This window comes from Sphingopyxis sp. BE235 (assembly GCF_031457175.1).
GTDB lineage: Bacteria > Pseudomonadota > Alphaproteobacteria > Sphingomonadales > Sphingomonadaceae > Sphingopyxis.
This window is the reverse complement of the sequence record NZ_JAVDWC010000005.1, coordinates 1-26,420: the sequence shown is the minus strand read 5'-3', so window position 1 is coordinate 26,420 and position 26,420 is coordinate 1. Positions and strand designations below refer to the sequence as shown.

Below are 26,420 nucleotides of genomic sequence, written 5' to 3'. Positions count from 1 at the left end.
GGGCCCTATTTAAAGGGCGCGGGGCGCTCGATCTTCCGCCTGGCGTCGACCGATGCGACGAGCACGGCGCAGCAAAGGCAGCCATCCTCGTCGGTCACCTCGATCCGGAGCGTATCGACATCGTTGATGAGTTCGGGATTGTCGCCGAGGAGGTGCCCCGCATAGCGGGCCGCCTCGACCCTTGCTGCGGCCGTGTCGGGCAGATCGACGCCTTCATCGTCGAGCTCGCGCTGGCCGCTGCTGCTGTGGAAATAATAACGGGGCATCCAACTTCTCCCACCTTCGGCAACTCACAAGTCTGCCTAGGGTTTCGATCCGGCCACCGCCCCTTCGTCACTGCACCACGACACATGCCGATCGGGCGGGCCTCATGCCCGCCTATGGCGCTCAGGCGGCGGCAAATCCAGCCTTGTTCATCACTGCGGTCACATGTTTGTTGCCGTCGTCGCCGAGCGCAGCCCTGAGACGGGGGAAAAGGCGCTGTTCCTCCTCCTCGACATGCGCCTCGATCTGGCTGCGAAATTCGCGGACCTTGGCGATCCAGGCGGGGTCGGCGGCGTCCATTTCCGAGAGGTCGAAAAGATATTGCTTCACATAGCCATGGTCGTGAACGAGCTTGTCGGCGTCCTCGATCTGGCCATGGTCGCGCATCGCCGGATAAACGACATTCTCCTCTTCGAACGCATGTTTGGCGAGCGCGTGCTGGAGCTGGACGAGCAGCGCCTTGCGCTTTTCGACGTCGCTTTCGTCGGTCGCCTCGAGCGCGTCGAACAGCTTCATCGTCAACCGGTGTTCGGCCTTGAGTCCCTCGTCCCATTGTCCCTTGAGCGCGGTGAGGCTCTGCACCGCGGCCTTTCGGCCGAGGTTGGCGACGAGGCCGACGGCAAATCCCGCCGCGGCCGCACCGAGCAGGAAGGCCGGGTTGCCCAGCGGCTGGCGCGCGTTGGCGAAAATGTTGAGGGACATGGAAGGCTCCTTCGGAAGGTCAGGGATGGTCGAGGCGGGTCTCGACGCGGATGAGCGATACCGCCGTGCGTCGCGGCTGAACGAGCATGAAGTGGGCCGCGACCGCGATGTCCTCGGCGCGAAGCATCTGATGCTTGCCGATCAGTTCCTTCTGCTTTTCGGGCGGGAATTCGGGATATTGGAAGTCGGCACCGGTAAACCCGGGCTCGATCAGTCCGACCTTGATATCCTGCTCCGCCAGCTCCTTGCGGAACGACTGGACGAAGCCCTGTATGCCGCTTTTCGCCGCGACGTAGATCGAGCTGCCCGGACCGCGCGACACCGCGGTCATCGATCCGATCATAATGATGTCGCTGCCCGCCGACATGCAGCGCGCCGCTTCCTGGGCGCAGACGAGATAGGCGGTGAGGTCGGTCTCGAGCTGGTAGCGCGCCTCACTCTCGCCTGCGTCGGCAAGCGCCGCCGCCGGGACGGCGGCGTTGATTACCGCAATGTCGATTTCGCCGAGAAAGTCTCGCGCTGCCTCGAAAAACCGGTCGACGTCTTCCGCCACCGAAAGATCCACATTGATCCCGTCGCCTTCGCCCACTTCGCGGACGCGCTGCAGCGCATCCTCCAGATGTTCGGGGGTACGGCCGCAGATGAACACTTTGACGCCGTAACTTGCCAAGAGGACCGCGATCGCGCGGCCGATGCCGGTCGTGCCCCCGGTTATGATCGCGCGCCGGCCCTTGATGTCGGGAGCCTCGGTATGCGCGTCGGCTTCGTCGATCATGGCATTTCCTCGAACGTCGTGGTGGGCTCATCTCTCGTTCGCAATGACGGCGCGGCGACGACCCAGTAGGGATTGTCATCGTCGGCCTTGAGCAGGCTGCAGAGCGGCGCGCCGTCGACGAACAGCCGTGCGGAGCGGCCGGCCGCTTCGCCGGCGGCGATATCGAGCGCGCTTGCGGGGCTCGCCGCCTCGAAGAGGAGGCGCTTCTCGAGGCCGATATGATCCTCGGCATAGTGCAGCATGAGCGTCGGCTTGCGTGCGGGCGCCGGGTCGTCCGATGTTACTGCCGCGACTTGGCCGGTGACGGGAGCGTTCATCGTCAGTCCCTCAGTAAGCCGGCGGATCGCTGCTCGGGAAGGATTCGTCGGCGGCCTGGTCGACGCGGTCCCACTTACGCCTTACCTCGTCGCGCATGCCGTCCGGTCCCGCCGAGCGGGTCTGATCGAAATTTTCGGGATGTGTCTCGCCGTCGGCGAAGGCCGCCGAATGGCCGTCGTCCTTCACATCGGCCGGCGCCTGCTTGCGCGTGAACCAGAACAGCGCCCCGAGGACGCCGATACCGAGAATTTTTCCGAACCCCGACGAACGGCGGGGCGCCGTCATTGCGTGTGCCATGTCTGTCTCCAGCTTGAGAAAAAATCCGGGAGGCTGAAAGGGCAACGGGGCGGCGGCCTCAAAGTTGCCGCGGCGCCGCACCGATTAACAAATGTTGCGCTGTTTGTACCGGGCGTGCGTGGCGGACGCCTCAGTTCCAGCTGAGAAGGAGGCTGCCGTTCGCCGGAACGAGGAAATCGAGGCGGTCGCCGCTGTTCCCATCGGGCCGGATCGCATCGCCGTCCGCCGCGGCGACGCGTATCGCGGGAAGCTCGCCTTGGCTCTTCCGGACGAAGCTGAGCCGGGCCGTGCAGCCTTCGCCGCCGTCGAGGCGAAGCGAGAGCCGCGCTGGCGCCATGCGCTCGAGGGCACGGACGAAATGATCGCAATAAACGTCGAACGGCGCGCCGTCGACGCGGTGAAAGGCGCGGGTCGCGAAGATGAATGCGGCCCCGGCGCCATAGACTTCCTGCCCCACCTGGCCCGCGGGCTGACCGTCGGCATAAAGATCCTCGACGGGAAAGGAGAGGGCGGGGTCGATGCGCCCGTTACCGGGGCGCTGTTCGTCCGAGACGGCCTCGGCGGGCAGCGCGTCGGGATAATAAAACCAGGCCCGATCGAGCGCATAGCGGCAATATTCCGAAATCAGCATGCGCGCCGCAGGCTCGAGGTCGGGTCCGCTGTCGGCAAGATAATGTTCGAAAGCGGCGAAGCTGTCGAAACATTCGTAGATCGCCATATAGGGTGCGTCCTGCAGACAGGTGGCGCCCAGAAAGTTGCGGTGATGAACGGCGAGGCCGATCTCGCTTTCCCAGATCTCGGTGTGATGAAAGAAGCTCGCGAGATAGACATAGCTCTGCTCGCGGTAGACGTCGCGGCCGGTGACCCGCCACAAGCGCATGCAGGCGGCAGCCCCCCAGGCGGTGAGGTTGGCTTGATAATTGATGTTGAAACCCAGACCGACCGCGGTGTCGATCGCGGCGCACGCCTCGTCGAGATACAGCTTCTCGTCGGTGAGCTCGAACGCCTCGAGCATCACCCAGGCATAGATGCCGCCGACATCGGTCTGGCCGCGCCCGTCGGCTCCGGCGGTCTCGGTGATGACCGAGAAATCGGTGATCTTGTACTGGATCGGCCATTTGTAAGTGAAATGCCGCGCTGCGCGGATGGCATAAGGAAGCGATTTCAGAAACAGCCGCCGCGCCTTCGCGTCGCCATCGAGAGCGAGTTTTCCGAGGTTCAGCAGCGGGTGGTAGAGATACCAGCTGTCGACGGCATCGGCATCCTTGTCGTCACCGACATTGGGCAGATAGCGGCGCAGCGTCTCGAGCTTCCGGTCGTAGAATTTGCCGAGGCCGGCCTTGAACTCTTCCTCGAGGGGATGAATCTCGCCGCGCCATTTCCCCCAGTCGTGCAGTGCCTGCACGATCGACATCTGGACCATGGCGTCCGGATATTCGGCATCCGTATAGGGGTGGATGTAACGATGACCATAATGGCGCACGGTCGCCTCCGGCGCGGCGCCGAGATGTCGCGCCGTCCGCGCGGCCCGCTGCCGCCAGTCGCGATAGTCGGTCGGCGGCAGAGACAGCGAACGATAGGCGGCGCCCAGCATCTGGAGAAATCGCCGCGCGCTGTCGCGCTCGTCTGCCGGAGAGCCGTCGCGGACGACGAGCCTCGCATCGCTCAGCGTATAAGTGATCCCGGGCGCCAGCGGCGCGGCTTCGCCGGCCGTGTGGAGCGTCTGGCCGGGAAGGCGGAAGCCCAGCCCCGGCCAGATGCCTCCCACCGCGGCATCCGGATTGGTGCCAGTCGCCTGGAAATAGGGATTGAGCGCGGTGAAATCCTGGAAATAGAAAAAGGTACCGAAGGCGGGGTCGGTAAGTTCGCCATAGAGGAGCCCGGCGTTGAGACCGCGTTGCACCGCCTCGACGGTTCCGCGGGTCCCCATCGGATCGTCCTGGGCGTCGAACGGAAAGAGATCGCGCGCTCCGGGCGGAAGGAGCAGCGGCGCCGAGGGGCGGAGTGTCGAGACAAGGCGGAGGCAGGGGAGCGGCCCGGGTCGCGCCTCGAGCGCGACCTCATGCGCGCCGATCGCACTTTCGACATGCACGCGGGCGAGCTCGCCGCCCGCGCGCTTGACGCGGCGGACCTTCGCCGCGCCGGGCCACGAGGCCGCGCGGAGGGCGACGCCGCCGCTGTCGGCGCGCCGGACGAACAGCCAGAGCGCTTCGCCGCCCGCAGCAAGTTCGACGGAGAGGTCGTCGAGCCTCTGCGAGACGATCGGAGTAGCGACCGCGAGCTCGCCGCGAACGCGAACGAGATCGGGCGTCAGCGGCGTGTCGTGGCGCGTCTCCACGCGTTGGTCAGTCACCGAAACAGGCCTTGGGAACATGGGTGATCCGACAGGCAAGATCGGCTTCCCCCGACGCGACGATATAATGATCGCCGCCATCGGCGATGCCCGTCGTGAAGACGACATCGCGTATATAGAGCTTGTCTTCGAGCGGACGCGTAAGCTCGGGGTTCGCCTCGAGGAGCGGCCGGTGATCGGTGCGGAGGACGACCGAGGGATCGTCGAGATCGAGTAGCGACCAGTAGGTGCGGTAAATGCCGACGATCTCTTTCGGCTCGACCCCATGCCAGAGCGTGAGCCATCCCGCGTCGGTACGGATCGGCGGGGTGCCGCCGCCGATGCGCGCGGTCGCCACCGTGTCGGCATGCGGACGGATGCCGGGGGCCTCATGAGGCTTCCAGTGCAGCGCATCGGGCGAGGTCGCGAGGTTGATCGAGGGGCCCGCGCGCCACTTCGATCCCGGCGGATAGGCGAAATAGAGATCGCCGAGCGGCCGCGTCTGCGCCCAATAGCGGCCGTCGATCAGGCCCTCGAAGATCAGCATGTCCTTGTTCTGATGATCGAGAACGATCCCCTCGAAGACCCAGTCAAGGCCGTTCGCCGAACTGTAGAGCGTCGTCGAGTGGCGCTCGGGGCTCACCGAACAGGTGGTCATCAACCAGCGCCTTCCGACCCGGCTGATGCGCGCGTCCTCGACGCCATAGCATTGGAAATCCGCGCCCGGATCGACAGCCTTGTCGTAATGGACGGCAACGATCTCGAGCCCGTCGGGCGAGAGCTCGACGGGAAGCAGCCACGAAAGCGAGGTTAGTGCCATGATCCGCCAGCTACCGCCGTGCACCATGAACTTTCTGGGATCCGACGTATCGCACAGCTCGAGCGGCCAGCTATCGACCTTGTAGCGCCCAGCCTCCCACCGGATCGAATGGACATGACCATCCTCGATTGGGACCCGGAGCGCCTCGGCGACGCGCACCATCATCAGGAGATTGCCCGAGGCGAGGCGCAGCAGGCCCGGGTTGAAGGCCCCGAGCACATAGGTCTCGCGGCCGAGCTGACCCGCGAGCGGCGAGCGCGACAGATCGACATCGTCGGGGCCGAAGACCAGCCGATCGGTCGCGAATTGCATGGGTACCGCTCCTTCGCCCAGGCCGGTCAGTGTGCCGGCTTGGAAGCCGGTTTCGCTGCCGGAGCGGATACCGCCTTGCGCGATGCCGATGTCTCGGCCGCCTCCTTCGTTCCGCTTTTTGCGTCGAGGTCGACGCCGGCTTCACGCGGCCAGTGCCGAAGCGTTACGCAGGCATCGAGGAAGGCGGTGACATCGCCAGGTTTGGCCAGCGCGATGCAGGCGTCGTCGAGCTTGTCGGCGAGGCCGGCGGCCGCGAAGAGCGGCGCCGCTTCGGCGCCATGTCCGATAAATTTGCAATGCGCGAAGGCGTCGCTGACGAAGTCCTTGGCCGCCGCATCGCCTGCGAGCAGTGCCGCCCCGTCGTCGCTCGGGAGAAGCGCGACCGCGTCGAACAGCACCGACGGCCCGCCGTCGATCTTGTGCCGGCCCGCGACGCTCGTGCCGTCCGAGAGCGTGATCCCGCCGATCTTCGGTGCAACCAGTTCCCAGACAGCGCCGGCGGCGTCGACCGCCTTGGTCAGCGCCTTGAAGACCCGCGCATCCGCGCCGTCGGTCGCGAGGATTCCGAGCTTGCGTCCGGCGAAGCTCGCCGGGCCGTTGAGCAGGATACTGAGCGGCCGGGAAGGGGGAAGGTCGGCGAGCGGCTTTGTTGCGGCCTTGGCGGGCGCCGGAAGCGGCAGCCCCAGGCCATCGGCAACCGTGGCTGCGAGGCCGCGGTCGATATGGAGGAGATGCGATACGGTGCGGGCGCGAATGTCGGGGCGTTCGACCTTCGACAGCTCGAAGACAAGCGCGTCGCCGATATGCTTCTGCTCGATCGGGGTCTGGCTCACGAAGAATTGCCGCGCCTGGCTATAGTGGTCGGCGAAGCTCTCGGGGCGGATGCGCCGCTTGGCGCCTTCGGCCTCTTCGGGGAAGCTCGCAAAGCCGCGCGCGGGATCCTCGCGCGGGCCGCCGTCCGTCGGTCCCCAGCTGTTCGGCTCGTAATTGGCGCGGCCGACGGGGTTTCGCATCGCCATATGACCGTCCTGCTGGAAATGCGCCATCGGGCATTTGGGCGCATTGATCGGGATATGGGTGAAATTGGGGCCGCCGAGCCTTTTGATCTGCGTGTCGAGATAGGAGAAATTGCGGCCCTGGAGCAGCGGATCGTTCGAGAAGTCGATGCCGGGGACGATGTTCTGCGTGCAGAAGGCGACCTGCTCGGTCTCGGCGAAGAAATTGTCGACGACGCGGTCGAGAACGAGGCGGCCGACGGTGCGGATCGGCACCTGCTCCTCGGGGATGAGCTTGGTCGCATCGAGCACGTCGAATTCGAACTTGTCCGCGAAGGCGTCGTCGAACAGCTGAACGCCGAGTTCCCATTCGGGAAAGTCGCCGCTGTTGATCGCATCCCAGAGGTCGCGGCGATGGAAATCGGGGTCGGCGCCGTTGATCTTGACCGCCTCGTTCCACACCACCGACTGGAGGCCCTGCTTGGGCTTCCAGTGGAATTTGACGAAGGTCGATTTGCCCTTCGCGTCGACGAGGCGGAAGGTGTGGACGCCGAAGCCTTCCATCGTGCGAAACGAGCGGGGGATCGCGCGGTCCGACATCACCCACATGATCATGTGGAAGCTCTCGGGCATCAGGCTCACGAAATCCCAGAAATTGTCGTGGGCCGATTGCGCCTGCGGGAAGGCTCGGTCGGGCTCGGGCTTCACCGAATGGACGAGGTCGGGGAATTTCATCGCATCCTGGATGAAGAAGACCGGGATATTGTTGCCGACGAGATCCCAATTGCCTTCCTTGGTGTAGAGCTTCACCGCGAAGCCGCGCACGTCGCGTGCGAGGTCGAACGAGCCTTTCGAACCCGCGACGGTCGAGAAGCGCACGAAGGCGGGCGTGCGCTCGCCGACGCGCTGGAAGATGTCGGCGCGGCTGACGTCGGCGAGGCTGTCGGTAAGCTCGAAATAGCCGTGCGCGCCATAGCCGCGTGCATGAACGACGCGCTCGGGGATGCGCTCATGGTCGAAGTGAAAGATTTTCTCGCGGAAATGGAAATCCTCGAGCAGCGTCGGGCCGCGCGCGCCCTGCTTGAGGCTGTTCTGGTCGTCGGCGACCGGCACGCCGTGCTGGGTGGTGAGCGGCGCATGGCCCGCGCCCGCCTGATGCGTCTCGCCGCCGGTGCCACGATCCTCGCCATAGCTCTGCATGATCGGCGCATCGGCCGGAAAGACCGGCGCTTTACGAACCGATTCCCCGCCCATGTCCTTGCCCGCGATCGCAGCGGCGCTCTGCCCACGGCGCGGCTTCGGCTTCGCGGCGTCCGCGCGGGTGGAAGAGGGGGTGGTGGGGGATTTGGCCATGTCGGATCTCGCTTTGTCTGAAGGGGCGCAGCAGTTAGGCGGAACGCGGTCGGCGGGCGTGCAAGCACGCCCTCCGGACCCGGCGATGGAACGAGTTTGCGCTTTGAAAGTTGCTGCACGGGGTTTGCAATTAACCTCGATCATGACGATTCCGCTTCCCTTGTGAGGGGTTGCCGGGCTTTCGGAATGTTCGCAGTTGAGCAGGCCCGCTCACGCATTTCGGACGAAACAGGGAACGTCAGTGATGTTAACCGATCGCTTCTTGAGAGACCGTCGCGGGGTAAGCCTCGACGCCGGCGAGCGCGCGCGCCTCGAAGCCGCCATCAGCACCACTTCGACCGTCGAGGCCCGCAAGATCATCGCGCGCGCCGGCCAGTGGCTCGACCAGAGCACGCTCCTCGTCGAGGGCATCATGTCGCGCTATCTCGACGACCGGGACGGTCTTCGCCAACTTGTCGCGATCCACCTGCCGGGCGACTTTGTCGACCTCCACGCCTACCCGCTGAAACACCTCGACCATGATGTCGGTACGATGACCCCGGCGACGATCGCGATCGTCCCGCATGTCGAGCTCGACGCGATCACCGAGGAGATGCCCGAGCTCACGCGCAAGCTCTGGTTCGCGACCTTGCTCGACGCCGCGATCCACCGCGCCTGGCTCTTCCGGCTTGGCCGCCTCGACGCCATCGGCCGCGTCGCGCATTTCTTCTGCGAAACCAATGTGCGTCTCCAGTCGGCGGGGCTGAGCGACGGGCGCCAGTTCACGCTCGGACTGACGCAGGCCGACGTCGCCGAGATCTGCGGCCTGACGACCGTGCATGTGAACCGGGTCGTACGCCATCTTCGCGAGGAAGGGCTTTGTACGTTCCGCAACGGCAAGGTCGAGATTCTCGATGCCGCGAAGCTGGCGCGACGCGGCCAGTTCGATCCCGCCTATCTTTATATCGACGATCCCGCATCTCCGCCGCCCCCAGACCAGAGGCCCCGCCGATGACCGACGATTTGTCTTCCCCCCAGCCGCCCGAGACGGAAGCGGGGGTCGCCACCGCCGAAGATGGCGTTGTCCTGCTCGATGGCCCCGACGGTGTCGCGGTGACGATGACCCCGGCGGCGGCGCGCAGTACCGGCGAAAGCCTTATCGAGGCGGCGAGGCGCGCGGAAGCACAGCTCGCGGCCAGGCGGTCCTGAAGGATCGCCTGATCGCGCCCGTACGGGGGCGACGGGGCCGTCGCCGATTTGGCGCCAGGGAGCCGACGCCACAGCGCGCGGCGCCGATAAATGCATTGATCGATGTTGCATCGCCGCCGTCCGGGGGAACGCAGTGATACGGCGGCGGGTTCTGCCCGGGAGCGGCGCCAGCGGGTGCCGCCGACCGAGGAGAGCCGCACGTGGAAGAGGCCGCCGGACTGATTGCGCCTGCCGCGACGATGATCGCGGCGATGATGACGGCAGCCAATCTCGGCGCGCGCGTGACCGGCTCGGGCTTCGTCGTGTTCACTTTGGGCTCGCTCGCCTGGTCGGTCGTCGGGTTCACATCGGGCCAGACCAATCTTCTTGCGACGAACCTGTTCCTGACGCTCGTCAATCTCGTCGGAATATGGCGATGGCTCGGCCGCCAGCGCGGCTATGAGGATGGCGCGCGGCGTGCCGCGAAGCGAAGCCGGATCGCGGCCTCGCCCTCGCTCTTCGCCGCGAGTGCGCTAGGCGGTCTTCCGGTGAGCGATATCCGCGGCGAAGTTGTCGGCCAGGCGGTCGATGCGATGATTGAATGCGAAAGCGGATGCCTCTCTTATGTCGTCGTCGCCAGCGGCGGGCTCGGCGGCATCGACGAGACGCTGCGCGCGGTACCGGCGGCGATGCTCGACTGTCATGCCGACGGGCTCGTGCTGCTGATGAGCGCGGCGGAATATGAGAAGCGCGATACGCTCGACGGCGCCGCCTGGCCTGCGCGGCCCCCACGCGGACAGATAGCCACGGAGGCGTCGCTCGCCCCCGCGGCGGCGGCGGGCGATGGGCCGAGGGGTACCAGAAAGGAAGGGGCCCATGACGCGGCTCAAGGATAATGGTCTCACCATCGTGCTTCTGCTGCTGTTCGCAGCGTCGATCGTCGGCCATTGGGTAACGGGGTGGCACGTCGCGCTCGCGGACGCTGCGCGGCACCATCAGCCCGGTCTCTCGCTCTGGGCCTATGGCGGCAGTCCGCAATTCCTGTCCTCGGTGTTCGAAAACTGGGAGAGCGAGTTTCTCCAGATGTCGGCCTATGTCGTGCTGACGGCGATGCTCGTTCAGCGTGGCTCGTCGGAATCGCGGGGTCCCGACGCGCCGCTACGCGACGCCGATCTTGCCGCGCAGGCGCGCAAGCCCGGTGCCCCTGCGGTGCTGCGCAAGGGTCGTCTCGCGCGCGCTCTCTATGCTCGGTCGCTGGGGCTGGTGCTCGCGATGCTGTTTCTTGCCTCCTTCATCCTCCACTGGACGCAGAGCGCGCGCGCGGCCGCCGAGGACGCGCGCGAGCATGGCGAAATCGCCCTTTCCACCTTCGCCTATCTCGGCGACCCCGGCCTCTGGTTCGAATCCTTCCAGAATTGGCAGAGCGAATTTCTGTCGACCGCCGTTCTGGTGCTCTTGTCGATCTTCCTTCGTCAGAAAGAGTCGCCCGAATCGAAGCCCGTCGCCGCTCCGCACGCGGAGACGGGATCGTGACGGCGAATGGCCGAGCGAACCGGCGTGGGCGTTACGGCCCCGCTGCCCCGGTGCCTGTCTCGCTGGGCGCTCGGAGCGCCGATTTAATCCTCGAACCGCGGAACGATCGCAGCGGACGGGCGTCAGTCGTTCATCGCCCCGAAGTCGGGGCCGCTTCCCCCGACCGGCGCCGGCCCCGCCGACGCTCCCCAGATGACGCCCGGCCTCTGCCCGGGCGGGAGATGATCCATGTCCAGATCCAAGAATGACCTTCCCGATCCGCTGATTCTCGCCGCCGCTGGCGCGGGCATCGCCGTGCTCGCAACCGGCGCGGCGCTCTGGCAGCGCCGTCGGCACCGCGAGAGCCGAGGGCAGGAAGAAACAATCGCGACCGACGCGCCGCATTGGACGCTCGACAAAGCCTCCTCCCGCACGATGTTCGGCAAGTCGGTGCTGATCAATCGCCCCCGCGCCGAGCTCTATGCGGCATGGACGCCCGAACGCTTTCCCGACTTCATGGAGAATGTGGTCGCGGTCGACGACCTCGGCGACAATGTCTCGCAGTGGACGATCAAGGCGCCCGCCGGGCGCGAGGTGACACTGGTCAACCGCATCACCGAGCGCGTCGAGGACACATCGATCTACTGGCAAAGTACGCCGGCCTCCGACATCGCGAACAGCGGCGAGGTGCGCTTCACCGACGCGCCGGCGGGGCGAGGCACCTATGTCAGCCTGATCCTCGCCTATGACCCGCCCGCCGGGAAGGTCGGGCGCCTCGCCGCCAAGCTCCTTCAGCGCGAGCCCGAAGTGCAGGCGCGGCGCGACCTTCACCGTTTCAAGCAGCTTATGGAAACGGGCGAAGTGACGACCAATGCCTCGCCCTCCGCGCGAGGCGCCGAGAGCCCTGCCGAGCCGCACATCTGAACGCCGAACCGCAGCACAATCACATCAAGGAGAAGGCCATGCGCGCCGTTACCTGGCAGGGACGCCACAAGATCAGTGTCGAAACCGTTCCCGATCCCGAAATCGTCAACCCGCGCGATGCGATCATTCGCGTGACCTCGACCGCGATCTGCGGCTCGGACCTTCATCTTTACGACGGCTATATTCCGGGCATGCGCGCGGGCGATATCGTCGGCCACGAATTCATGGGTGAAGTGGTCGAGACCGGCGCATTCTCGACGCTGCAGCGGGGCCAGCGCGTCGTCGTGCCTTTCACGATCAGCTGCGGGCAATGCTTCTTCTGCGAGAAGCAGCAATATAGCGCCTGCGACAACAGCAACCCGTCCGAGACGCGGGATGCATCCGAGCTGATGATGGGTCATGCGATGGGCGGGGCGTTCGGATATGCGCATCTCACCGGCGGCTACGCCGGCGGGCAGGCCGAATATGTCCGCATTCCCTATTCGGATGTCGGGCCGGTGGTCATTCCCGACGGCCTTGCCGACGACGACGTGCTCTTCCTCTCGGACATCTTGCCGACGGGTTGGCAGGCGGCGGTCAACGCCGACATCGAGCCCGGCGACACCGTCGCGGTGTGGGGCTGCGGCCCCGTCGGCCTGTTCACGATCCAGTCGGCGCTGCTGCTGGGCGCCGGGCGCGTGATCGCGATCGATCACTTTCCGACGCGCCTCGCGCTCGCGAAGAAATATGGTGCAGAGATCCTCGACTATACGAAGGTCGATGTCCGCGAGGCGCTGGCCGAAATGACCGGCGGCGTGGGCCCCGACGCCTGCATCGACTGCGTCGGCATGGAGAGCCACGGGTTCACGGTCGACAACATCCTCGACCAGGTGAAGGTCAAACTGCTCTCGTCCACCGAGCGCATCCACGCCTTGCGCCAGGCGATCCTTGCGTGCCGCAAGGGCGGCCGTCTTTCGATTCCCGGGGTTTACGGCGGTTTCGCCGACAAGTTCCCGCTGGGCCAGCTCATGGAGAAGGGCCTCACCGTCAAGAGCGGACAGACGCATGTCCAGCGCTATTCGGGCGAGCTTCTCGATATGATCCAGGCCGGCAAGTTCGATACCGTCTCGCTCATCTCGCATCACGCATCGCTCGAGGACGCAGCCGAGATGTACCGGCACTGGCACGACGAGCAGGACCTCTACACGAAGATCGTGCTCAAGCCCGGCCTCGCAAAGGGGGCCGTGTCGGCCCTGCAGGAGATGGAACATGCCTGATCGCAAACTCGCTGTCGTTACCGGCGCCTCGAGCGGTATTGGCCGCGAGATCGCCCTACTCGCGGCGAAGGATGGTTACGACCTCATCGTCGCGGCCGACGAGCCGCTCGTCGATGCTGCCGCGGGCCTCCGAGCCAAGGGCGTCGAGGTCGAGGCGGTCGAAGCCGACCTCGCGACCGCTGCCGGGGTCGAACGTCTTCTCGCCGCTGCGGGCGGCAGGCCGATCGACATTCTCGTCGCGAACGCAGGTCACGGCCTCGGACACGGTTTTCTCGACCAGCCGGTCGACGCGTGGCGTCACGTCATCGACACCAATATCACCGGCACGCTGTTGCTGCTCCAGCCGGTCCTGAAGGCGATGGTCGCGCGCGGCGAAGGCAAGGTGCTGATCACCGGCTCGATCGCCGGTCATCTCGCCGGCTCCTTCCAGGCGGTGTATAACGGCACCAAGGCCTTCGTCGACAGTTTCGCCGCGGCGATCGGCAATGAATTGAAGGACAGCGGCGTCACCATCACCTGTCTCAAACCCGGCGCGACCGAGACGCGCTTTTTCGAGCGGGCCGGCATGCTCGACACCAAGGTCGGGCAATCGGAAAAGGACGATCCCGCCGATGTGGCGAAAACCGGATGGGATGCGCTCCTCGCAGGAGAGCATGCGGTCGTTCACGGGCTCAAGAACAAGGCGCAGGTCCTCGCCTCGGGCGTTCTCAGCGAAGCGGCGACAGCCGAGATGCACCGGAAGCTGGCCGAGCCGGGGTCGGGGAAGCAAAGCTGATCCGGCCGGTCCGGCCCCATTTGGTGAAGAGGAGACGATCATGAACAATCGCAATGACAGCAGGGATGGGGGCGCCGCCGGCGACGGGTCGCTGCCGCAAGAGCCCGTGGAACGCCGGGAGAATGTCGGAACGACGACGCCCGACCGCTATCCCGCCGGGGAGCGTGAGGCCGGCGACGTATCGGGCGCCGCCAACCGCGGCCATCGGCGCAGCACCGGCAGCGGTCCGGTCAGCGGAAGCGGCGCGGGTGCCGGCGGCAAGGGCAATGCCGAGGATTATGATAGCGACCCGCAGGGAGGCGGCGGGCGCGCCGCCGAACCCGATAGGCCCCCGCCCGGCAAGGGGGCGGACGCGCCGGTTGGCGGGAGCCGTTAGGCCGTCGCGGCGGTCGGGCGGCGCGGCGCAATCGCTCTGGCAGCGCTGTACCCGCCGGTTCACTCGATCCGGTAGTCGATCGGCTTGAAGCTGCCGCCGCAGCTGTCGTAGGCCGAGCAGGCGGTGAGCCCGACGATCAGGTCGTCGAGCGCGCGAAGCCGTATGAAGTCACCGGCCTTCGTCGTCGGCGGAAGGACGCGGATCTTGCCGTCGCTGCCGACCGGCACATTCATGAACAGGTTGAACGCGACGGGAATGGCGTCGGCAGCAATCCCATATGGCTCGAGCGCTTCGGCCAGATTGCCGAAGCAGCCGCGATGAACGGGCTTGTCGGTGTAGAAATGGCGAAAGGTCGCCTCGCTGCACGGCGTCAGCAGAAAATCATGCACCCCGCAGCTATCCTCGACGATCTCGAGCAGCGCGTTTGACCGGTTCGACCACAAGCGGTTGCCGGTCGTCAGCCGGATCGTCTCTTCATAGTCGAACGTTCGCCCGTTCGAGATCGCTTCGCGGGGATCCGCCGCACGAAACGCAAGAAGGTCGCCGACCTGGCCGCCCTCGGGGTCGGTCACGCAGAGAATTTTGTCCTTGGGAAGCGTGAAGGCGACGCCGCTGCGGGGCGCGATCCGGTCTGTCATGAATGCTCCTGAACTGAGAAGGTGCGGCGAGGGTAAAAGGAAGCCGCGCGGTGTTGCCGGGCAGGATCAGGGGCGGCAACCGAAAGCCGCCGCGCAAAAGCGCGCGGCGGCTTTGAAATGCCGGTTCCGAGCCTCTGTCAGGGGGCCAGCTTGCCGAGTTCGGCGCGATGCGCTTCCACCACCGGCACAATCTCTGCTGCCGCCTGCTTGAGTGCGACCGCCTCGCCCGAGGCAGCATAGCCTTGGTGCAGCGCCAGTGCCGCACCATGCGCGGTCTTCTGGTGGTCGAGATAGATTTTGTCGATGCCCGCGGCACCGGCGGCCTTGATGCCCGCCAGCATCTTCTCCTGGTCGGGAGCAAGTGTCGGTGCCGGCGCCTGGACCCCGGCGCTCGCGGCGGCCGCCTTCACTTTCGCGGTCGATTTTCCGTGATTGTCGATCATCATCTCGGCAAAGGCCCTGACCTTTGTATCTTTCGATTTGGCGAGCAGGGCTTTCGACGATTCGATCTCCCAGAGGTCGCCGGCACCCGCCTGCGCGACATAATCGGCCGTGCTGACTGCTTGCGCCGGCGTTGCGGCGGCCGGACCGGGCTCGGGTGCCACAACGGCCGTGTCAGCAGACGCGGCGGCTTGCTCCTCGTCGCGCGTATCGGGTCCGCCGCATCCCGCGATGATCGCGGCGATCGCCGCGGCTCCAATCCATGTCTTCATCTCGTCTCTCCTCAAATGATCTTCTGCGCTTCGGCTTCGCGGCTTTTCCGCATGCAAGACCGGGCCGCGGCGCGCGCGGCCCGCTCTTTCACCCGGAAAGCGGGGGCGAAGGTCAGCTGCGCTGTTTGCCCTGGTCCTTGCTTCCCGACTGCTTGTCGGCTCCCGACTGGCTCTTGCCGCCGTCCTGCTGCTGCTGGCTGCCCTTGCCGGACGAGCTGCCCTGCTGCTTGCCGTCTTTCTTGTCATTCTGTGCCATGACGCATCCTTTCCATGCGGCCCGAGGCGGGCCAATATGGAAACCCCGCGCCTGTCCGGCTTGTTGCGTGAAAGAGGAGCCGGGTTGATCGAAGTTATACGCTTTTGGCGTGCGGCAACGGTCCGGGGCGCCGTGCGTGTTCCGGCCGCCTTTCGCGACGGCACGGCCGCGCGGCAGCGGGGCGGGGCGGGCAGGCGCGTTCGGCGCTTCGCCGGACTCATCATGCGTGCGGGAGGGCAGCGGCGCGGCGCCGGTGCGGCCAAAAAAGGGCCGGCGCGCGGCGTGGCTCGCGGTCGCCTGACGCACCTTCAACCGAGGCAGGCGACGATTGCCTCGATCACCGCGATCGTCTCCCTGGGGTCGCGCACGCGCACCGTGTCGAGCCCGAGCAGCTTCGCCGGATAGTCGTTGCCGCCCGGAAAGATCGCGTCGCCAATGAAGATCATGTCGCCGAGCGCGATTCCGCTCTCGGCGCTCAGCTTCTTGAGTCCATAGCCCTTGTCGACGCCCTCGCGCGTGACGTCGATCGAGGTCGCGCCGCCCATGTTGATCGACAGGCCCGGGAGCCGCTCGCCGAGATCCGCCTGGATGATCCGCCGCTTCGCGAAGTCGGGATCCCAGACTTCCTTGGCGGCGATCGGCGCCTGCTGGCCGAGCGCCGAGAAAGTGATCTGGCTGCCGCGGTCCTCGATGCGATCGCCCCAGACTTCCTCGGGAACGAACCCCGTCGCCTCGAGCGACGCGTCGAAGGCGGCGAGGATGCGCGCCTTTTCCTCGTCGCTGAACAGCTCGGCATAAAGCGGCGTCCAGCCGCCGCCGCGGTGGACGAAAAGCTTCGTGCCCGTCGTCGGCATCAGCCAGAGCCGACCCCGATCGGCGTCTGCCGGAAGCCGGCTCGCGACCTGCTTGTCGAACTGCGGCCAGTCGCCGCCCGAAATCACCGCGACCTCGGCGACGCCCAGGAGCTTCGCGATCGCCGCGCCCATCTCGGGGGCGAGCGGCTGCTTGCTTTCCGCCAGGGTTCCATCGAGATCGAAGGCGACGAGTTTCTTCATGATTGTCTCCTCTGTTCGTTGCCGCCAGCGCGCAGCCGGCAAAGCCTCACAATCGCCCGACGCCGGTCTAGGTTCCTGCCGGCATGTTGCCCGGTCTTCGCTCTAGCGGGCAGCCGCGCCGGCATGGCAGGCAGCGCTCGTCGGCATGGCGGAGCCGCGGCGGCGGCTTCGGGCCGCTTGCCGGGCGCCCCGCACCGCCAAGGCAACGAGTTCGGCTTCGAAGGCGTTAGCGTCTCGATGACGAGGAAGACCATTCGATGACCCCGCGCTGGCCTTCGGTGCTCTGGGTGGTTCGCCACGGCCAAAGCGCGGGCAATGTCGCGCGCGATGCCGCCGACGCGGCGGGTGACCTGCGCATCGCGCTCGACCACCGCGATGTCGACGTGCCCCTCTCGGCGCTGGGCGAGCAACAGGCACGGGCGCTCGGCGCCTGGTTCGCCGCGGGCGAGGAAGACGGCCGCCCCGAGATCATGCTCGCCTCGCCCTATGTACGGGCCGTGCAGACCGCCGAAATCTTCCGCGGCGCGGGAGGCTGCGCGGCCGACGAGAAAATCTGCATCGACGAGCGGCTGCGCGAGAAGGAGTTCGGCATCCTCGATGGCCTCACGCGCCGCGGCATCGAGGCGGCGCATCCCGATCAGGCCGAATTCCGGCTGGCGCTCGGTAAATTCTATCACCGCCCGCCGGGCGGCGAAAGCTGGTGCGACGTGATTCTGCGCCTCCGCTCGCTCCTCGACACGGTCTCGCTCCATTATGGCGGGCGGCGCGTGATGATCGTCGCGCACCAGGTGGTCGTCCTTTGCCTGCGCACCATCATCGAAAATCTGGGAGAGGCCGAGATATTGGCAATCGACAGCGAAGGCGACGTCGCCAATTGCGCGATCACCGAATATCGCTTCGACGCTGACGTGGGCCGCGACGGCAACCTCGTCCTGTCGCGCTACAATGTGACTGCGCCGATGGAGGGCGAAGTCCCCGTCACCCGCGAACCCGATGCGATGGTGGCCGCGCGTGGCTGAGGCAACCCCGCTCGACACCGCCTGGCTCAAGGCGCATCCGCTTCCCGATCATCATGACAATGTCGACAAGAACGGACGCGGCCGGGTGCTCGTGATCGGCGGTTGCCGCCGGGTGCCCGGCGGCATGCTGCTGACCGCCGAGGCGGCGTTCCGCGCCGGGGCGGGCAAGGTGACGATCGCGACGATCGCCTCGGCCGCGATCCCGATCGGCATCGCCTTTCCGGCCTGCGCCGTCGTCGCGCTCCCCGAAACCGAAGCGGGCGAGATTGCGCCCGAGGCGGCCGAACTGCTGCTCGCCGAGGTGGCGCTGCACGACGCCATCGTCTTTGGACCCGCGATGATCGACGCCGACATCGTCCGGACCCTGCTCGAAGCCCTGCTGCCGGCGCTGCCCGAGGACATCTTCCTCCTCCTCGATGCCGTCGCGCTGCGCGCAGCGGCCGCACATTCGGATGCGATCCGGGCGCGCGCCGCGCACACAATCCTCACCCCGCACGAAGGCGAACTTGCCGCGATGCTCGATGTAGCGAAGGAGGAGGTCGCGAGCGACCCGCTCGCGTCGCTCGGCAAGGCCGCCGACCGCTTCGGCGCGGCGGTGATGGTCAAGGGCGCGACGAGCCATCTCATCGCCGAGGGGAGCTGCCTGGCGTATGCGGGCGGCGGGCTCGGCCTTGCCGTCAGCGGCTCGGGCGACGTGCTGGCGGGCCTCATCGCCGGGCTCGGCGCGCAAGGCCTCTCGCCCCTGCAGGCGTCCGCATGGGGTATCTGGCTGCACGGCGAGGCGGGGCGGCGGCTCGGCGAAACCATGGGGCCGCTCGGCTATCTTGCGCGCGAGCTGCTGCCGCTCGTCCCGGGGCTGATGCGAGGTGTCTGAGCTCGATCTCCTCGACCCCGATCTCCTGCTGCCGATTGCGGGGGCGGTCATCGCCGGCGCGATTATCGGCGGCGAGCGCGAATATCGCGCGAGCCCGGCGGGCCTGCGCACCCATATCCTCGTCGCGCTGTCCTGCTGCCTCCTCATGCTGTCGGCCGTTCACCAGATGGAATGGCTCACCGACACGCCGACCGAGGTCGTGCGCATCGATCCCGTGCGCATGGCGCATGGCGTGCTCACCGGGATCGGCTTCCTGTGCGGCGGCGTGATCTTTCGCGAGGGGCTCAATGTCCGCGGGCTCACCACCGCTGCATCGCTCTGGATGACCGCGACGCTCGGCATCCTGTTCGGCGTCGGCTTCTACGAACTCGCCATCTTCGGCGGCGTCGCGACCTTCCTCGTGCTCGCGGCGGTCACCTGGACCGAGCGCCACGCGCCGCAGCGACGCATCGCGCATGTCACGATCGACTATCGGGCGGGAACGAGCATCGCCTCGGCCGAGGTCATCGCCCTGCTCGGCGAACATGGGCTGAAGGCGATCACCGTCGAACAGCGCCGCGCCGGCGGCGCACCCGGCTTTACCGCGATCGCCGCAGGCTATGGCGAGGAATGTGCCGATGCGCTGGCGGCGGCGCTCAGCGAGGACGATCGCATCGCCGCCTTCGACATCAGGCCGCAGCAGGGATGAAGGGTGGGGCCGGAACGGGAGCGCGCATGCCCGCTGGCCGCGACCCTTCGGGCGAGCCCGCTTATGATGCGCTCGTCATCGGCGCGGGACCCGGAGGGCTCACTGCTGCTCTCTATCTTGCGCGCTATCGCCGCCGCACCCTCGTGCTCCATGACGGACGATCGCGCGCGCTTGGCGCGCCGATGGCCTGGAATGTGCCCGGATTTCCCGACGGAATATCGGGAGCCGATCTCGTCGCGCGGCTCACCGATCAGGCAGAGAGATACGGTGCCGAAATCGAATTGGCGCGCGTCGACTGTCTGTCCGCAGGCGCCGGCGGTGCCCCCTTCGCGGCGCGGCTCGAGGACGGCCGCCGCCTGTCGGCGCGCGGGCTCATTCTCGCGACCGGCGTCATCACCAACGAGGCGGTGCTCGCTAGCGGCGACCATGACGCCGCCGTCCGGAGCGGCGCGCTGCGCTACTGCCCGATCTGCGACGGATTTGAGCATCGCGGGCGCAAGATCGCCGTACTCGGGTCGGACCTTCACGGCGCCGCAGAGGCGATGTTCCTGAGGCAATATACCGACGATGTGACCCTCATCCCCAAGTGGCAGGTCGAGCTCACGCCCGCGCAGCGTGCCGAACTTCTGGCAAGCGACGTGCGGATCGAGGAGCGGCAGCTGCTTCGCCTCGCGCACCGGGACAGACGTATCGCGGTTCAGCTGGAGGGTGCGGAGGACGCGCTTTTCTTCGACATCCTCTATCCGGCGCTCGGGTCCGAACCGCGCAGCGAATTGCTGGCGGGGCTCGGTCTCCAAGGCGACGCCAATCGCTGCCTGCCCGCCGATGCCTTTGCCGAGCCCTTGATGCCCGGCGTCTACGGCGCCGGCGATGTTCTCGCCGGGCTCGACCAGATCAGCACCGCGACGGGCCATGGCGCGGCGGCTGCGACGCGGCTTCACAACTGGCTGCGCCGTGTCGAAGGGCATGTAATGGCGGACCAGCACTGAAGGGCACAGGGCAGGCTATCGCTTCGACGGATGCACGAAAGCTGCTCGGCCGGGCGCGTTCGGCCCACATGGTTGTTGGGCAAAACCTGCCTCGATGGATCTGGCGACGCGACGGGCGGATGGGGCGCTACCCGCCGCAGCGCGTGCAGGATTGATCTCGATCATCACGATTTTCGCGCCTTGGGCCCTGAAATCTGCTATGCAGAAGTGGCTGAGTCCCACCCTCATCGGCGTCTCTTGCGGCTGCCTGATTTTGCAGTCCGCCCTTTGCCTGAGGCGTTCCGATCGGTGCTAAGAGCAGGGTCGCGCTTGCTCCGGAACAGGAACGGAGCATGTCATGCGCCTTTTTCATCTTCTTTTTCATGGCGAGGATGCGCGCGAGCCGCGCCGCGTCGAATTTCGCGCGCCCGACGCCTATCAGGCGTTCCAGTTCGCGCTCAACGATCGCGGCAGTGCCGAGGTCGAACTATGGGACGGCGAGCAGCTTCTCGTTCGCATGAGCAAGACCGAAGCCAATCTCTGGAAGCTGCACGGCCTCCCCCCATCCCAAGGCACCGCGGGGCCCTCTGCTCAGTCAGGGGCGGCCGCCGCCTGACCCGCGCTGCGGAGGTGACGGGCGCGCGATGGACGCGTGACAGGTGGATCACGCCCGCTTGCCCGCCTCAGGCGGGCCGGCCGTCTTGCCCGGCGCAGAGGCCGAGGCATGCATCGACGAGCGCGCTCATCAGCACGGGTTTCGAGAAGAAGAAGCTGCCCTCGACCTGTCGATCGGCAAGCGGCACATTGGCCGAGGCATAGACGACGCCGCCGCCCGGATGAGCGTCGCGATAGGCTTCCGCGAGGCTCCATCCGTCGAGAGCGCCGGCAAGCCGGATATCGGTCACAAGGATATGCGGTCGCTCCTCGCCGATCAGGAGCAGTGCGTCCTCGGCGGTTTCGACCTCGCGAACCGCGAACCCGGCTGCCTCGAGCGCCTCGACGATGTCGATGCGGACGAGCCATTCGTCTTCGGCGACGATGGCCGTGCAGAGAGGGGCGGGGGACGGGTTTGGCACGCTGATGACTTTCGCCCTGAAACATGGATCGAAGTTGAGAGGTCGCTCGGCGTCACGGCTGGGCGCATGGCAGTCTCGGCGGAACGCATCAACCACTCAAGGGTTTCTTTGCCATAGCGAATTCCCGTTTCGGGAGCGCAGGGGCCAGCGGAGGGGCAGGGACCATGACATATGCGTGAGACGCTGATCGAGGACGAAGCGGCGCAAGGGGGCTTAGCCGTTCGCGAAAGTGCCGCGCACCTCGCGGCGCTCGTCGAGGGCTCGGACGATGCGATCGTCAGCAAGACGCTCGATGGTATCATCACCAGCTGGAATCCCGCGGCCGAACGCCTGTTCGGTTATTGTGCCGACGAGATCGTCGGCCGCTCGATCCTCACCCTCATCCCCGAGGAACGCCGCAGCGAAGAAACCGCCATCATTGAGCGCGTGCGCGCCGGCGAGCGGGTTCAGCATTTCGAGACGGTCCGGCGGCGCAAGGACGGCAGCCTCGTCGATCTCTCGATCACCGTGTCGCCGGTGCGCCGCGCCGACGGCACGATCATCGGCGCTTCGAAGATCGCGCGCGACATCTCGGAACGAAAGGCGGTCGAGGCGCAGCTCGCCCGTCAGGCCGAGCGGCTGACCCACCTCAATCGCGCCGCCCTCCTCGTATCGCAGGATCTCGACCTCGAACGGATCGTCCAGGCGGTGACCGATATCGCGACCGAGCTCAGCGGTGCGCGCTTCGGGGCCTTCTTTTACAATGTGCTGGGCGACGAGGGCGAAAGTTACCTGCTCTTCTCGCTATCCGGCGCCCCGCGCAAGGCGTTCGAGCGCTTCGGCATGCCGCGCAATACCGCCGTCTTCGACCCGACGTTCCGCGGAGCGGGGACGATCCGGTCGGACGATATCCGCAAGGATCCGCGCTACGGCCTGAGCGCCCCGCACCATGGCATGCCGGAGGGGCATCTGCCCGTCGTGAGCTATCTCGCGGTTCCCGTCATCTCGCGCTCGGGCGCGGTGCTCGGCGGTCTTTTCTTCGGCCATGACGAGCCCGCCATGTTCAATGCCGAGGTCGAGGAGCTTGTCGAGGCCGTGGCTGCGCAGGCGGCGGTCGCGATGGACAACGCCCATCTTCACGAGGCGGCGCGCGTCGAGATCGCGGCGCGCATGCGGGCCGAAGAGGAGCTCCAGCTCACTCTCGCCGAAATGCGCCACCGGGTGAAGAACACGCTCGCGATGGTCCAGGCGATCGCCGCACAGACGTTTCGCGAGACGCCGGCCGCCGAGCGCCAGTCGTTCGAGGCGCGCGTCCGCGCCCTCTCCGACGCGCACGACCTCCTCACCGAACGCCATTGGGGCACCGTATCGGCCGGCGAAATGATCGAGCGCGCGCTCCACGCTTTCGACAAGATGAAGCCCGGCCGCATCAGCCTCGCGGGGCCGGACGCCGAGGTGCCGGCGTCGAGGGCGCTGCTCGCGGCGATGGCGCTGCACGAACTCGGGACCAATGCGGTCAAATATGGAGCATTGTCGGGCGATGCCGGCACGGTTGCGGTCGAGTGGGACATGGTGAACGAGAGCGGCCGGGATCGGCTCCGCCTGCGGTGGAGCGAGCAGGGCGGTCCCCCCGTCGCGCCTCCCGCGCGTACGGGGTTCGGCACGCGGATGCTCGAACGGGCGCTCCGCGGGCAGGGCGGCAGCGCCGCGATCGAATTCAGGCCCGAGGGTGTCTGCTGCACTCTCGAGCTTCCCGCATGACCAGCATCTTGGGCGCGGCGGGATCGCGCGAGGCTCGCGCGGTTCGTGGTTCGAGGATCGAAGGTGCGGGCCGAAGGTCGATGGTCGAAGGGAGCGGTTCGCAGGGTGGGCGTCTCAAACCTTGCTCGTGGCTGGCGAGTCGGGCGCGGCTCGGTTAAGGCGTAGCCATGGCGGGAATCGGATCACGCATCGACGAGTCGGGAATGCTGCTGCGCGTGGCAGGCGGCTTCGCGCTTCGCCGCGACCTCGGCGGCCGCTGGCGGCTCGACCTTCGCCGCACCCCCGTCGACCATGTCGAGAAGCGCGTGCGCATCACGGGCACGCTCGTCGGCGACGATCTTGTCGAGGTCGACGGCGTCGCCCCGGAAGGCGCCGTAGCGCCCGGTGGTGATCTACCGGACAGCGGCTCGCCGATCCAAGCATAGTCGCGCCGCTTCCGGCCGAAGCTGCCTGGGGGGAGGATCGTAAAGCCGGATGTCCGGCGGAGTCCGCATGCCTCTCAATTTTGACCGGCCCAAGTAGCGGAACAAAGTTGTGCGACGCCGGTTAGAGCTGCATGACCCAGACCATTGCTACCCCCGCACCCGCCGCCGATCCGGCGCGTATCGTCGTCCTTCTCTGTGCGCTGGCGCAGATCGGAGCTGCCCTATTGCCCGCGATGGGGATCGGGACGCCGGTCGGCGAGCGTTCGGACGCCGTGCAGACGCTGATAACGCCCGCGGGCTGGGCCTTCTCGATCTGGGGCGCGCTTTATCTGGGATCGCTGGTTTTCTCGCTTCTCCAGTTTACGTCGGCCGGGCGCGATAGCACCTTGTTCGCCGCGCTGCGCTGGCCGGCAGCCGGTGCTTTTCTCGGCAATGCGCTCTGGGCCACTTGGGTGCAGCTAGGCGACATCGACGCGGTATCGACCCTCATCATTTTCGGCTCGCTTGTCTCGATCCTCATCGCCTATCGCCGTATCGCTGCCTGGACGGCGCCCTTTTCGGCGGCCGAGCGCTGGGGCGCCATCCTGCCGCTGTCGGCGCTCGCTTCCTGGTTGACGGCGGCGTCGATCGTCAATGTCGCCGCCACTTTGCGCTACTATGGCGTCGACGCTGCGCCCGATGTCGCGCCGCTCATCTCCGCCGCGATTATCGTCGTCGGCGGTCTGATCGCGGCCGCGGCCCTTGCGCGGGGCAAGGGTAATCCGCCCTTCGCACTCGTCTTCCTCTGGGCGCTGGCAGCAATCTTTGCAGCCGGCGGACAGGAGGCGGCTGCCGTCGCGGTGGCGGCAGCGATCGCGGCGATCCTCGTGCTGATCGGAATTTCGCTGGGCTGGCGCGACGGCGGCGCGCACCATTGGTCCGGTTCGAGATCGTAATTCTGTCTCGGGGACGCTTGAGCGTCTTCGCCGCAGGCGGTTTGATTTCGAACTTTTCCAGGGTCGATCGCTTGATCGGCACCTTCTTACGGCGAGGCGCACCGGGCGTCGCCGTTTCCCCGCGGCCAGCCGCGATCCCGACCCGCGCTTGAGGCGTCTGCCGGGGCGCGGCCCCGGCGCAACGGGCTTCGCCCGTCCTCCACTGCCGTTGCGGCCCTCTGGGTGCGCCGGCGCCTGGCGGCGCCCCGGCTGCCTTTCTGCGCCGCGGGACGGGCTCGCGGGCAAGGGCAGGAGACACATCATGGGAGCCATCGGCTTCGTCAGCGGCACGATCGAGAAGGGCTTTGTCGGCGAACTTTGCACCCTCTCGATCCGGGTGCCGATCGAAATTCGCATCAATCGCGGCAAGGGGAGCGAGGTGCAGCCCGACTACCGCGTCTACTCCGACGACGTCGAGATCGGCGCGGGATGGGTCCGCCTCGCGGCTGTGTCCGAGCGGCGCTATGTGTCGCTGGCGCTCGAAGCCCCCGAGTTCGGGCAGCGACGCCTTTATGCGAACCTTGCCCGCGCGGCGGGGCAGGACAATCCCGACGCTTATGCGCTGCTCTGGAACCCGGCCGACTGACGGCGTGCAAGAAACGCGCGGCTTATCCTCGCACTGGCTGCAATAGCTGGTGCGCAGGAGGCGCCGCCTTGATAGGGTAACGACGATGAAAAGCGGTATCGACCATCTTCCCCCGCACAAGCAGCGCGAACTCGAGCGCGTCGTCGAGATTATCTTCGAGGAATTCGAGGATGCACTGGCGCTCGCAACGCAGGGCTGGAAGAAGAAGGGGCGCATCTCGAAGATCATTCTCTACGGCAGCTATGCTCGCGGCGGCTGGGTCGACGAGCCGCACACCGCCAAGGGCTACCAGTCGGACTATGATCTGCTGATCATCGTCAACGACAAGCGGCTGACCGATCGCGCCGACTATTGGTCGAAGCTCGACGACCGGCTCATTCGCGAACGGTCGGTGACGAAGACGCTGCGGACGCCGGTGAACTTCATCGTGCACAGTCTCGACGAAGTGAACTCCGGGCTGTCGCAGGGTCGCTATTTCTTCATGGACGTCGCGCGCGACGGGATTGCGATTTATCAGGCGGTTGATGATGAGTTGCCTGAGCCACAGCCTAAAACGCCGCATGCAGCGCTGGAGATGGCGCGGGAATATTTCGATGAGTGGTTTCCCAGCGGCGGCGAGTTCTTCGATAACTATAGCTTCAATCTCGCTAAAGGCCGGCTGAACAACGCCGCTTTTCAGCTCCACCAGGCGACAGAGCGGTTCTACAACTGTGCGCTGTTAGTCTGCTCATTTTATTCGCCGCATGTGCATAATTTAGCGTTTCTGCGGACGCAGGCTGAGCGTATCGATCTTCGGCTCGCGGACGTCTGGCCGCGTGACGCGAAATCCGACCGGTCACGTTTTGAGAAGCTCAAGGAAGCTTACATCAAGGCGCGCTACTCGAAGCATTATCGCATTACCGAGGATGAGCTTTCCTGGCTCGGCGAACGCGTCACAGTACTGGCAAAGGTGGTGGAATCGGTTTGCGCCGAGCGGATCGCTCTGCTGGAATCCACCGCAAAGCAGGCAGGCTGATAAGGCTCGACCGCTCGCTTATTTGCCGCGGAACCGTTCGAATTTTTCTCGGGCTTCGGCGGTTTCGACTGCGATGTTTGCGTTCTGGCACTCATCGCCGCGGTGAGTATCGTCCTCACAATGTCAAACGGCGTTCAAAAGGGACCCCCGATCGGCGTCGAAGAGGGACCCCCTTTTCGGATAATATGATGCTGGTTTGTTGAAGATGGCCTTGC

The 26,420-nt window shown here is 66.4% G+C and carries 30 protein-coding genes and 1 pseudogene; 18 read left to right on the top strand and 13 right to left on the bottom strand.

What is annotated here, in order from left to right:
* Positions 1–5: 5 nt before the first annotated feature.
* From J2X38_RS18590 to J2X38_RS18555, 8 genes and pseudogenes are all read right to left on the bottom strand, one after another.
* Positions 6–266 carry a DUF6894 family protein gene (locus J2X38_RS18590; RefSeq protein WP_054728047.1) on the bottom strand — a complete coding sequence of 87 codons (261 nt, stop codon included), beginning with the start codon at positions 264–266 and terminating at the stop codon, positions 6–8.
* A 121-nt stretch (positions 267–387) separates the two neighbouring features.
* The gene (locus J2X38_RS18585) at positions 388–966 is read right to left on the bottom strand and encodes a hemerythrin domain-containing protein (protein WP_310256164.1); all 579 of its coding nucleotides are present in this window, start codon (positions 964–966) and stop codon (positions 388–390) included.
* A 19-nt stretch (positions 967–985) separates the two neighbouring features.
* Complete coding sequence (locus J2X38_RS18580; RefSeq protein ID WP_310256162.1) at positions 986–1,741, bottom strand: SDR family oxidoreductase; 756 nt, start codon at positions 1,739–1,741, stop codon at positions 986–988.
* Entirely contained in the window at positions 1,738–2,058 is a 321-nt protein-coding gene (locus tag J2X38_RS18575) for a hypothetical protein (RefSeq protein ID WP_062179299.1), read from the bottom strand. The genes J2X38_RS18580 and J2X38_RS18575 overlap by 4 nt, the downstream gene beginning before the upstream one ends.
* A gap of 10 nt (positions 2,059–2,068) precedes the next feature.
* A complete protein-coding gene (locus J2X38_RS18570) occupies positions 2,069–2,356 on the bottom strand; it encodes a hypothetical protein (protein ID WP_152682317.1) in 288 nt (95 codons plus the stop codon).
* A gap of 130 nt (positions 2,357–2,486) precedes the next feature.
* Positions 2,487–4,709 carry a hypothetical protein gene (locus J2X38_RS18565; protein ID WP_310256158.1) on the bottom strand — a complete coding sequence of 741 codons (2,223 nt, stop codon included), beginning with the start codon at positions 4,707–4,709 and terminating at the stop codon, positions 2,487–2,489.
* Entirely contained in the window at positions 4,702–5,820 is a 1,119-nt protein-coding gene (locus tag J2X38_RS18560; RefSeq protein ID WP_062179308.1) for a glycosidase, read from the bottom strand. Before J2X38_RS18560 ends, J2X38_RS18565 begins: the two co-directional genes overlap by 8 nt.
* Positions 5,821–5,939: 119 nt before the next feature.
* Positions 5,940–8,015: pseudogene (locus J2X38_RS18555) on the bottom strand (catalase); the annotation flags it as partial.
* A 397-nt stretch (positions 8,016–8,412) separates the two neighbouring features.
* Between J2X38_RS18555 and J2X38_RS18550 the strand changes: the two are divergent.
* From J2X38_RS18550 to J2X38_RS18515, 8 genes are all read left to right on the top strand, one after another.
* Positions 8,413–9,162, top strand: a complete 750-nt coding sequence (locus J2X38_RS18550) for a Crp/Fnr family transcriptional regulator (RefSeq protein ID WP_062179311.1) — start codon at positions 8,413–8,415, stop codon at positions 9,160–9,162.
* Complete coding sequence (locus J2X38_RS18545) at positions 9,159–9,356, top strand: hypothetical protein (protein ID WP_062179314.1); 198 nt, start codon at positions 9,159–9,161, stop codon at positions 9,354–9,356. Before J2X38_RS18550 ends, J2X38_RS18545 begins: the two co-directional genes overlap by 4 nt.
* Before the next feature lie 200 nt (positions 9,357–9,556).
* Complete coding sequence (locus J2X38_RS18540) at positions 9,557–10,231, top strand: PRC-barrel domain-containing protein (protein ID WP_310256151.1); 675 nt, start codon at positions 9,557–9,559, stop codon at positions 10,229–10,231.
* On the top strand, positions 10,212–10,868 hold the full coding sequence (locus J2X38_RS18535; RefSeq protein ID WP_056350125.1) for a DUF6766 family protein: 657 nt from the start codon (positions 10,212–10,214) through the stop codon (positions 10,866–10,868). Before J2X38_RS18540 ends, J2X38_RS18535 begins: the two co-directional genes overlap by 20 nt.
* A 228-nt stretch (positions 10,869–11,096) precedes the next feature.
* Positions 11,097–11,771 (top strand): SRPBCC family protein, encoded by a 675-nt coding sequence (locus J2X38_RS18530; protein ID WP_310256147.1) that lies wholly within the window; start codon positions 11,097–11,099, stop codon positions 11,769–11,771.
* 38 nt (positions 11,772–11,809) lie between these two features.
* Positions 11,810–13,027 (top strand): zinc-dependent alcohol dehydrogenase, encoded by a 1,218-nt coding sequence (locus J2X38_RS18525; RefSeq protein ID WP_310256145.1) that lies wholly within the window; start codon positions 11,810–11,812, stop codon positions 13,025–13,027.
* Complete coding sequence (locus J2X38_RS18520) at positions 13,020–13,802, top strand: SDR family NAD(P)-dependent oxidoreductase (RefSeq protein WP_310256143.1); 783 nt, start codon at positions 13,020–13,022, stop codon at positions 13,800–13,802. Before J2X38_RS18525 ends, J2X38_RS18520 begins: the two co-directional genes overlap by 8 nt.
* A gap of 40 nt (positions 13,803–13,842) precedes the next feature.
* The gene (locus J2X38_RS18515) at positions 13,843–14,178 is read left to right on the top strand and encodes a hypothetical protein (protein ID WP_310256142.1); all 336 of its coding nucleotides are present in this window, start codon (positions 13,843–13,845) and stop codon (positions 14,176–14,178) included.
* A 59-nt stretch (positions 14,179–14,237) separates the two neighbouring features.
* Here the strand turns inward: J2X38_RS18515 and J2X38_RS18510 are convergent, their stop codons facing one another.
* The 4 genes from J2X38_RS18510 to J2X38_RS18495 all read right to left on the bottom strand — a co-directional run bounded on the left by J2X38_RS18510 (position 14,238) and on the right by J2X38_RS18495 (position 16,840).
* Positions 14,238–14,816 (bottom strand): urea carboxylase-associated family protein, encoded by a 579-nt coding sequence (locus J2X38_RS18510; RefSeq protein WP_310256140.1) that lies wholly within the window; start codon positions 14,814–14,816, stop codon positions 14,238–14,240.
* 137 nt (positions 14,817–14,953) lie between these two features.
* A complete protein-coding gene (locus J2X38_RS18505; protein WP_310256138.1) occupies positions 14,954–15,529 on the bottom strand; it encodes a DUF4142 domain-containing protein in 576 nt (191 codons plus the stop codon).
* A gap of 112 nt (positions 15,530–15,641) precedes the next feature.
* Positions 15,642–15,785: a hypothetical protein gene (locus J2X38_RS18500; RefSeq protein WP_156344034.1), complete on the bottom strand. Its 144-nt coding sequence runs from the start codon at positions 15,783–15,785 to the stop codon at positions 15,642–15,644.
* A gap of 308 nt (positions 15,786–16,093) precedes the next feature.
* Complete coding sequence (locus J2X38_RS18495; protein ID WP_310256135.1) at positions 16,094–16,840, bottom strand: HAD-IIB family hydrolase; 747 nt, start codon at positions 16,838–16,840, stop codon at positions 16,094–16,096.
* A gap of 257 nt (positions 16,841–17,097) precedes the next feature.
* Here J2X38_RS18495 and J2X38_RS18490 point away from each other — a divergent pair, with 257 nt between their 5' ends.
* The 5 genes from J2X38_RS18490 to J2X38_RS18470 all read left to right on the top strand — a co-directional run bounded on the left by J2X38_RS18490 (position 17,098) and on the right by J2X38_RS18470 (position 21,005).
* The gene (locus J2X38_RS18490; RefSeq protein WP_062179329.1) at positions 17,098–17,859 is read left to right on the top strand and encodes a histidine phosphatase family protein; all 762 of its coding nucleotides are present in this window, start codon (positions 17,098–17,100) and stop codon (positions 17,857–17,859) included.
* Positions 17,852–18,733, top strand: a complete 882-nt coding sequence (locus tag J2X38_RS18485; protein WP_235535723.1) for an NAD(P)H-hydrate dehydratase — start codon at positions 17,852–17,854, stop codon at positions 18,731–18,733. The genes J2X38_RS18490 and J2X38_RS18485 overlap by 8 nt, the downstream gene beginning before the upstream one ends.
* Positions 18,726–19,421 (top strand): MgtC/SapB family protein, encoded by a 696-nt coding sequence (locus tag J2X38_RS18480; RefSeq protein WP_310256132.1) that lies wholly within the window; start codon positions 18,726–18,728, stop codon positions 19,419–19,421. The genes J2X38_RS18485 and J2X38_RS18480 overlap by 8 nt, the downstream gene beginning before the upstream one ends.
* A 26-nt stretch (positions 19,422–19,447) precedes the next feature.
* On the top strand, positions 19,448–20,410 hold the full coding sequence (locus J2X38_RS18475; protein ID WP_310256130.1) for an NAD(P)/FAD-dependent oxidoreductase: 963 nt from the start codon (positions 19,448–19,450) through the stop codon (positions 20,408–20,410).
* 337 nt (positions 20,411–20,747) lie between these two features.
* Entirely contained in the window at positions 20,748–21,005 is a 258-nt protein-coding gene (locus tag J2X38_RS18470; protein ID WP_187140791.1) for a hypothetical protein, read from the top strand.
* A 67-nt stretch (positions 21,006–21,072) separates the two neighbouring features.
* On the opposite strand, the gene J2X38_RS18465 is transcribed toward J2X38_RS18470, so the two are convergent.
* Entirely contained in the window at positions 21,073–21,465 is a 393-nt protein-coding gene (locus J2X38_RS18465) for a response regulator (protein ID WP_054728006.1), read from the bottom strand.
* 171 nt (positions 21,466–21,636) lie between these two features.
* Here J2X38_RS18465 and J2X38_RS18460 point away from each other — a divergent pair, with 171 nt between their 5' ends.
* From J2X38_RS18460 to J2X38_RS18440, 5 genes are all read left to right on the top strand, one after another.
* Entirely contained in the window at positions 21,637–23,205 is a 1,569-nt protein-coding gene (locus J2X38_RS18460) for a PAS domain S-box protein (protein ID WP_310256124.1), read from the top strand.
* A 167-nt stretch (positions 23,206–23,372) separates the two neighbouring features.
* Positions 23,373–23,630 (top strand): DUF5818 domain-containing protein, encoded by a 258-nt coding sequence (locus tag J2X38_RS18455; RefSeq protein ID WP_056350151.1) that lies wholly within the window; start codon positions 23,373–23,375, stop codon positions 23,628–23,630.
* 131 nt (positions 23,631–23,761) lie between these two features.
* Complete coding sequence (locus tag J2X38_RS18450; RefSeq protein ID WP_310256121.1) at positions 23,762–24,565, top strand: hypothetical protein; 804 nt, start codon at positions 23,762–23,764, stop codon at positions 24,563–24,565.
* A 301-nt stretch (positions 24,566–24,866) separates the two neighbouring features.
* The gene (locus J2X38_RS18445; RefSeq protein WP_310256119.1) at positions 24,867–25,190 is read left to right on the top strand and encodes a DUF736 family protein; all 324 of its coding nucleotides are present in this window, start codon (positions 24,867–24,869) and stop codon (positions 25,188–25,190) included.
* Positions 25,191–25,275: 85 nt separating this feature from the next.
* Positions 25,276–26,205 (top strand): HEPN domain-containing protein, encoded by a 930-nt coding sequence (locus J2X38_RS18440; RefSeq protein WP_310256117.1) that lies wholly within the window; start codon positions 25,276–25,278, stop codon positions 26,203–26,205.
* Positions 26,206–26,420: the final 215 nt, after the last annotated feature.

Excerpts from the sequence above, each read along its gene's own strand:
- J2X38_RS18590 (WP_054728047.1), bottom strand. The coding sequence starts at position 266 with ATGCCCCGTTATTATTTCCACAGCAGCAGCGGCCAGCGCGAGCTCGAC.
- J2X38_RS18585 (WP_310256164.1), bottom strand. The coding sequence starts at position 966 with ATGTCCCTCAACATTTTCGCCAACGCGCGCCAGCCGCTGGGCAACCCG.
- J2X38_RS18580 (WP_310256162.1), bottom strand. The coding sequence starts at position 1,741 with ATGATCGACGAAGCCGACGCGCATACCGAGGCTCCCGACATCAAGGGC.
- J2X38_RS18575 (WP_062179299.1), bottom strand. The coding sequence starts at position 2,058 with ATGAACGCTCCCGTCACCGGCCAAGTCGCGGCAGTAACATCGGACGAC.
- J2X38_RS18570 (WP_152682317.1), bottom strand. The coding sequence starts at position 2,356 with ATGGCACACGCAATGACGGCGCCCCGCCGTTCGTCGGGGTTCGGAAAA.
- J2X38_RS18560 (WP_062179308.1), bottom strand. The coding sequence starts at position 5,820 with ATGCAATTCGCGACCGATCGGCTGGTCTTCGGCCCCGACGATGTCGAT.
- J2X38_RS18550 (WP_062179311.1), top strand. The coding sequence starts at position 8,413 with ATGTTAACCGATCGCTTCTTGAGAGACCGTCGCGGGGTAAGCCTCGAC.
- J2X38_RS18545 (WP_062179314.1), top strand. The coding sequence starts at position 9,159 with ATGACCGACGATTTGTCTTCCCCCCAGCCGCCCGAGACGGAAGCGGGG.
- J2X38_RS18535 (WP_056350125.1), top strand. The coding sequence starts at position 10,212 with ATGACGCGGCTCAAGGATAATGGTCTCACCATCGTGCTTCTGCTGCTG.
- J2X38_RS18530 (WP_310256147.1), top strand. The coding sequence starts at position 11,097 with ATGTCCAGATCCAAGAATGACCTTCCCGATCCGCTGATTCTCGCCGCC.
- J2X38_RS18525 (WP_310256145.1), top strand. The coding sequence starts at position 11,810 with ATGCGCGCCGTTACCTGGCAGGGACGCCACAAGATCAGTGTCGAAACC.
- J2X38_RS18520 (WP_310256143.1), top strand. The coding sequence starts at position 13,020 with ATGCCTGATCGCAAACTCGCTGTCGTTACCGGCGCCTCGAGCGGTATT.
- J2X38_RS18515 (WP_310256142.1), top strand. The coding sequence starts at position 13,843 with ATGAACAATCGCAATGACAGCAGGGATGGGGGCGCCGCCGGCGACGGG.
- J2X38_RS18510 (WP_310256140.1), bottom strand. The coding sequence starts at position 14,816 with ATGACAGACCGGATCGCGCCCCGCAGCGGCGTCGCCTTCACGCTTCCC.
- J2X38_RS18505 (WP_310256138.1), bottom strand. The coding sequence starts at position 15,529 with ATGAAGACATGGATTGGAGCCGCGGCGATCGCCGCGATCATCGCGGGA.
- J2X38_RS18500 (WP_156344034.1), bottom strand. The coding sequence starts at position 15,785 with ATGGCACAGAATGACAAGAAAGACGGCAAGCAGCAGGGCAGCTCGTCC.
- J2X38_RS18495 (WP_310256135.1), bottom strand. The coding sequence starts at position 16,840 with ATGAAGAAACTCGTCGCCTTCGATCTCGATGGAACCCTGGCGGAAAGC.
- J2X38_RS18490 (WP_062179329.1), top strand. The coding sequence starts at position 17,098 with ATGACCCCGCGCTGGCCTTCGGTGCTCTGGGTGGTTCGCCACGGCCAA.
- J2X38_RS18475 (WP_310256130.1), top strand. The coding sequence starts at position 19,448 with ATGCCCGCTGGCCGCGACCCTTCGGGCGAGCCCGCTTATGATGCGCTC.
- J2X38_RS18470 (WP_187140791.1), top strand. The coding sequence starts at position 20,748 with ATGCGCCTTTTTCATCTTCTTTTTCATGGCGAGGATGCGCGCGAGCCG.
- J2X38_RS18460 (WP_310256124.1), top strand. The coding sequence starts at position 21,637 with ATGCGTGAGACGCTGATCGAGGACGAAGCGGCGCAAGGGGGCTTAGCC.
- J2X38_RS18455 (WP_056350151.1), top strand. The coding sequence starts at position 23,373 with ATGGCGGGAATCGGATCACGCATCGACGAGTCGGGAATGCTGCTGCGC.
- J2X38_RS18450 (WP_310256121.1), top strand. The coding sequence starts at position 23,762 with ATGACCCAGACCATTGCTACCCCCGCACCCGCCGCCGATCCGGCGCGT.
- J2X38_RS18445 (WP_310256119.1), top strand. The coding sequence starts at position 24,867 with ATGGGAGCCATCGGCTTCGTCAGCGGCACGATCGAGAAGGGCTTTGTC.
- J2X38_RS18440 (WP_310256117.1), top strand. The coding sequence starts at position 25,276 with ATGAAAAGCGGTATCGACCATCTTCCCCCGCACAAGCAGCGCGAACTC.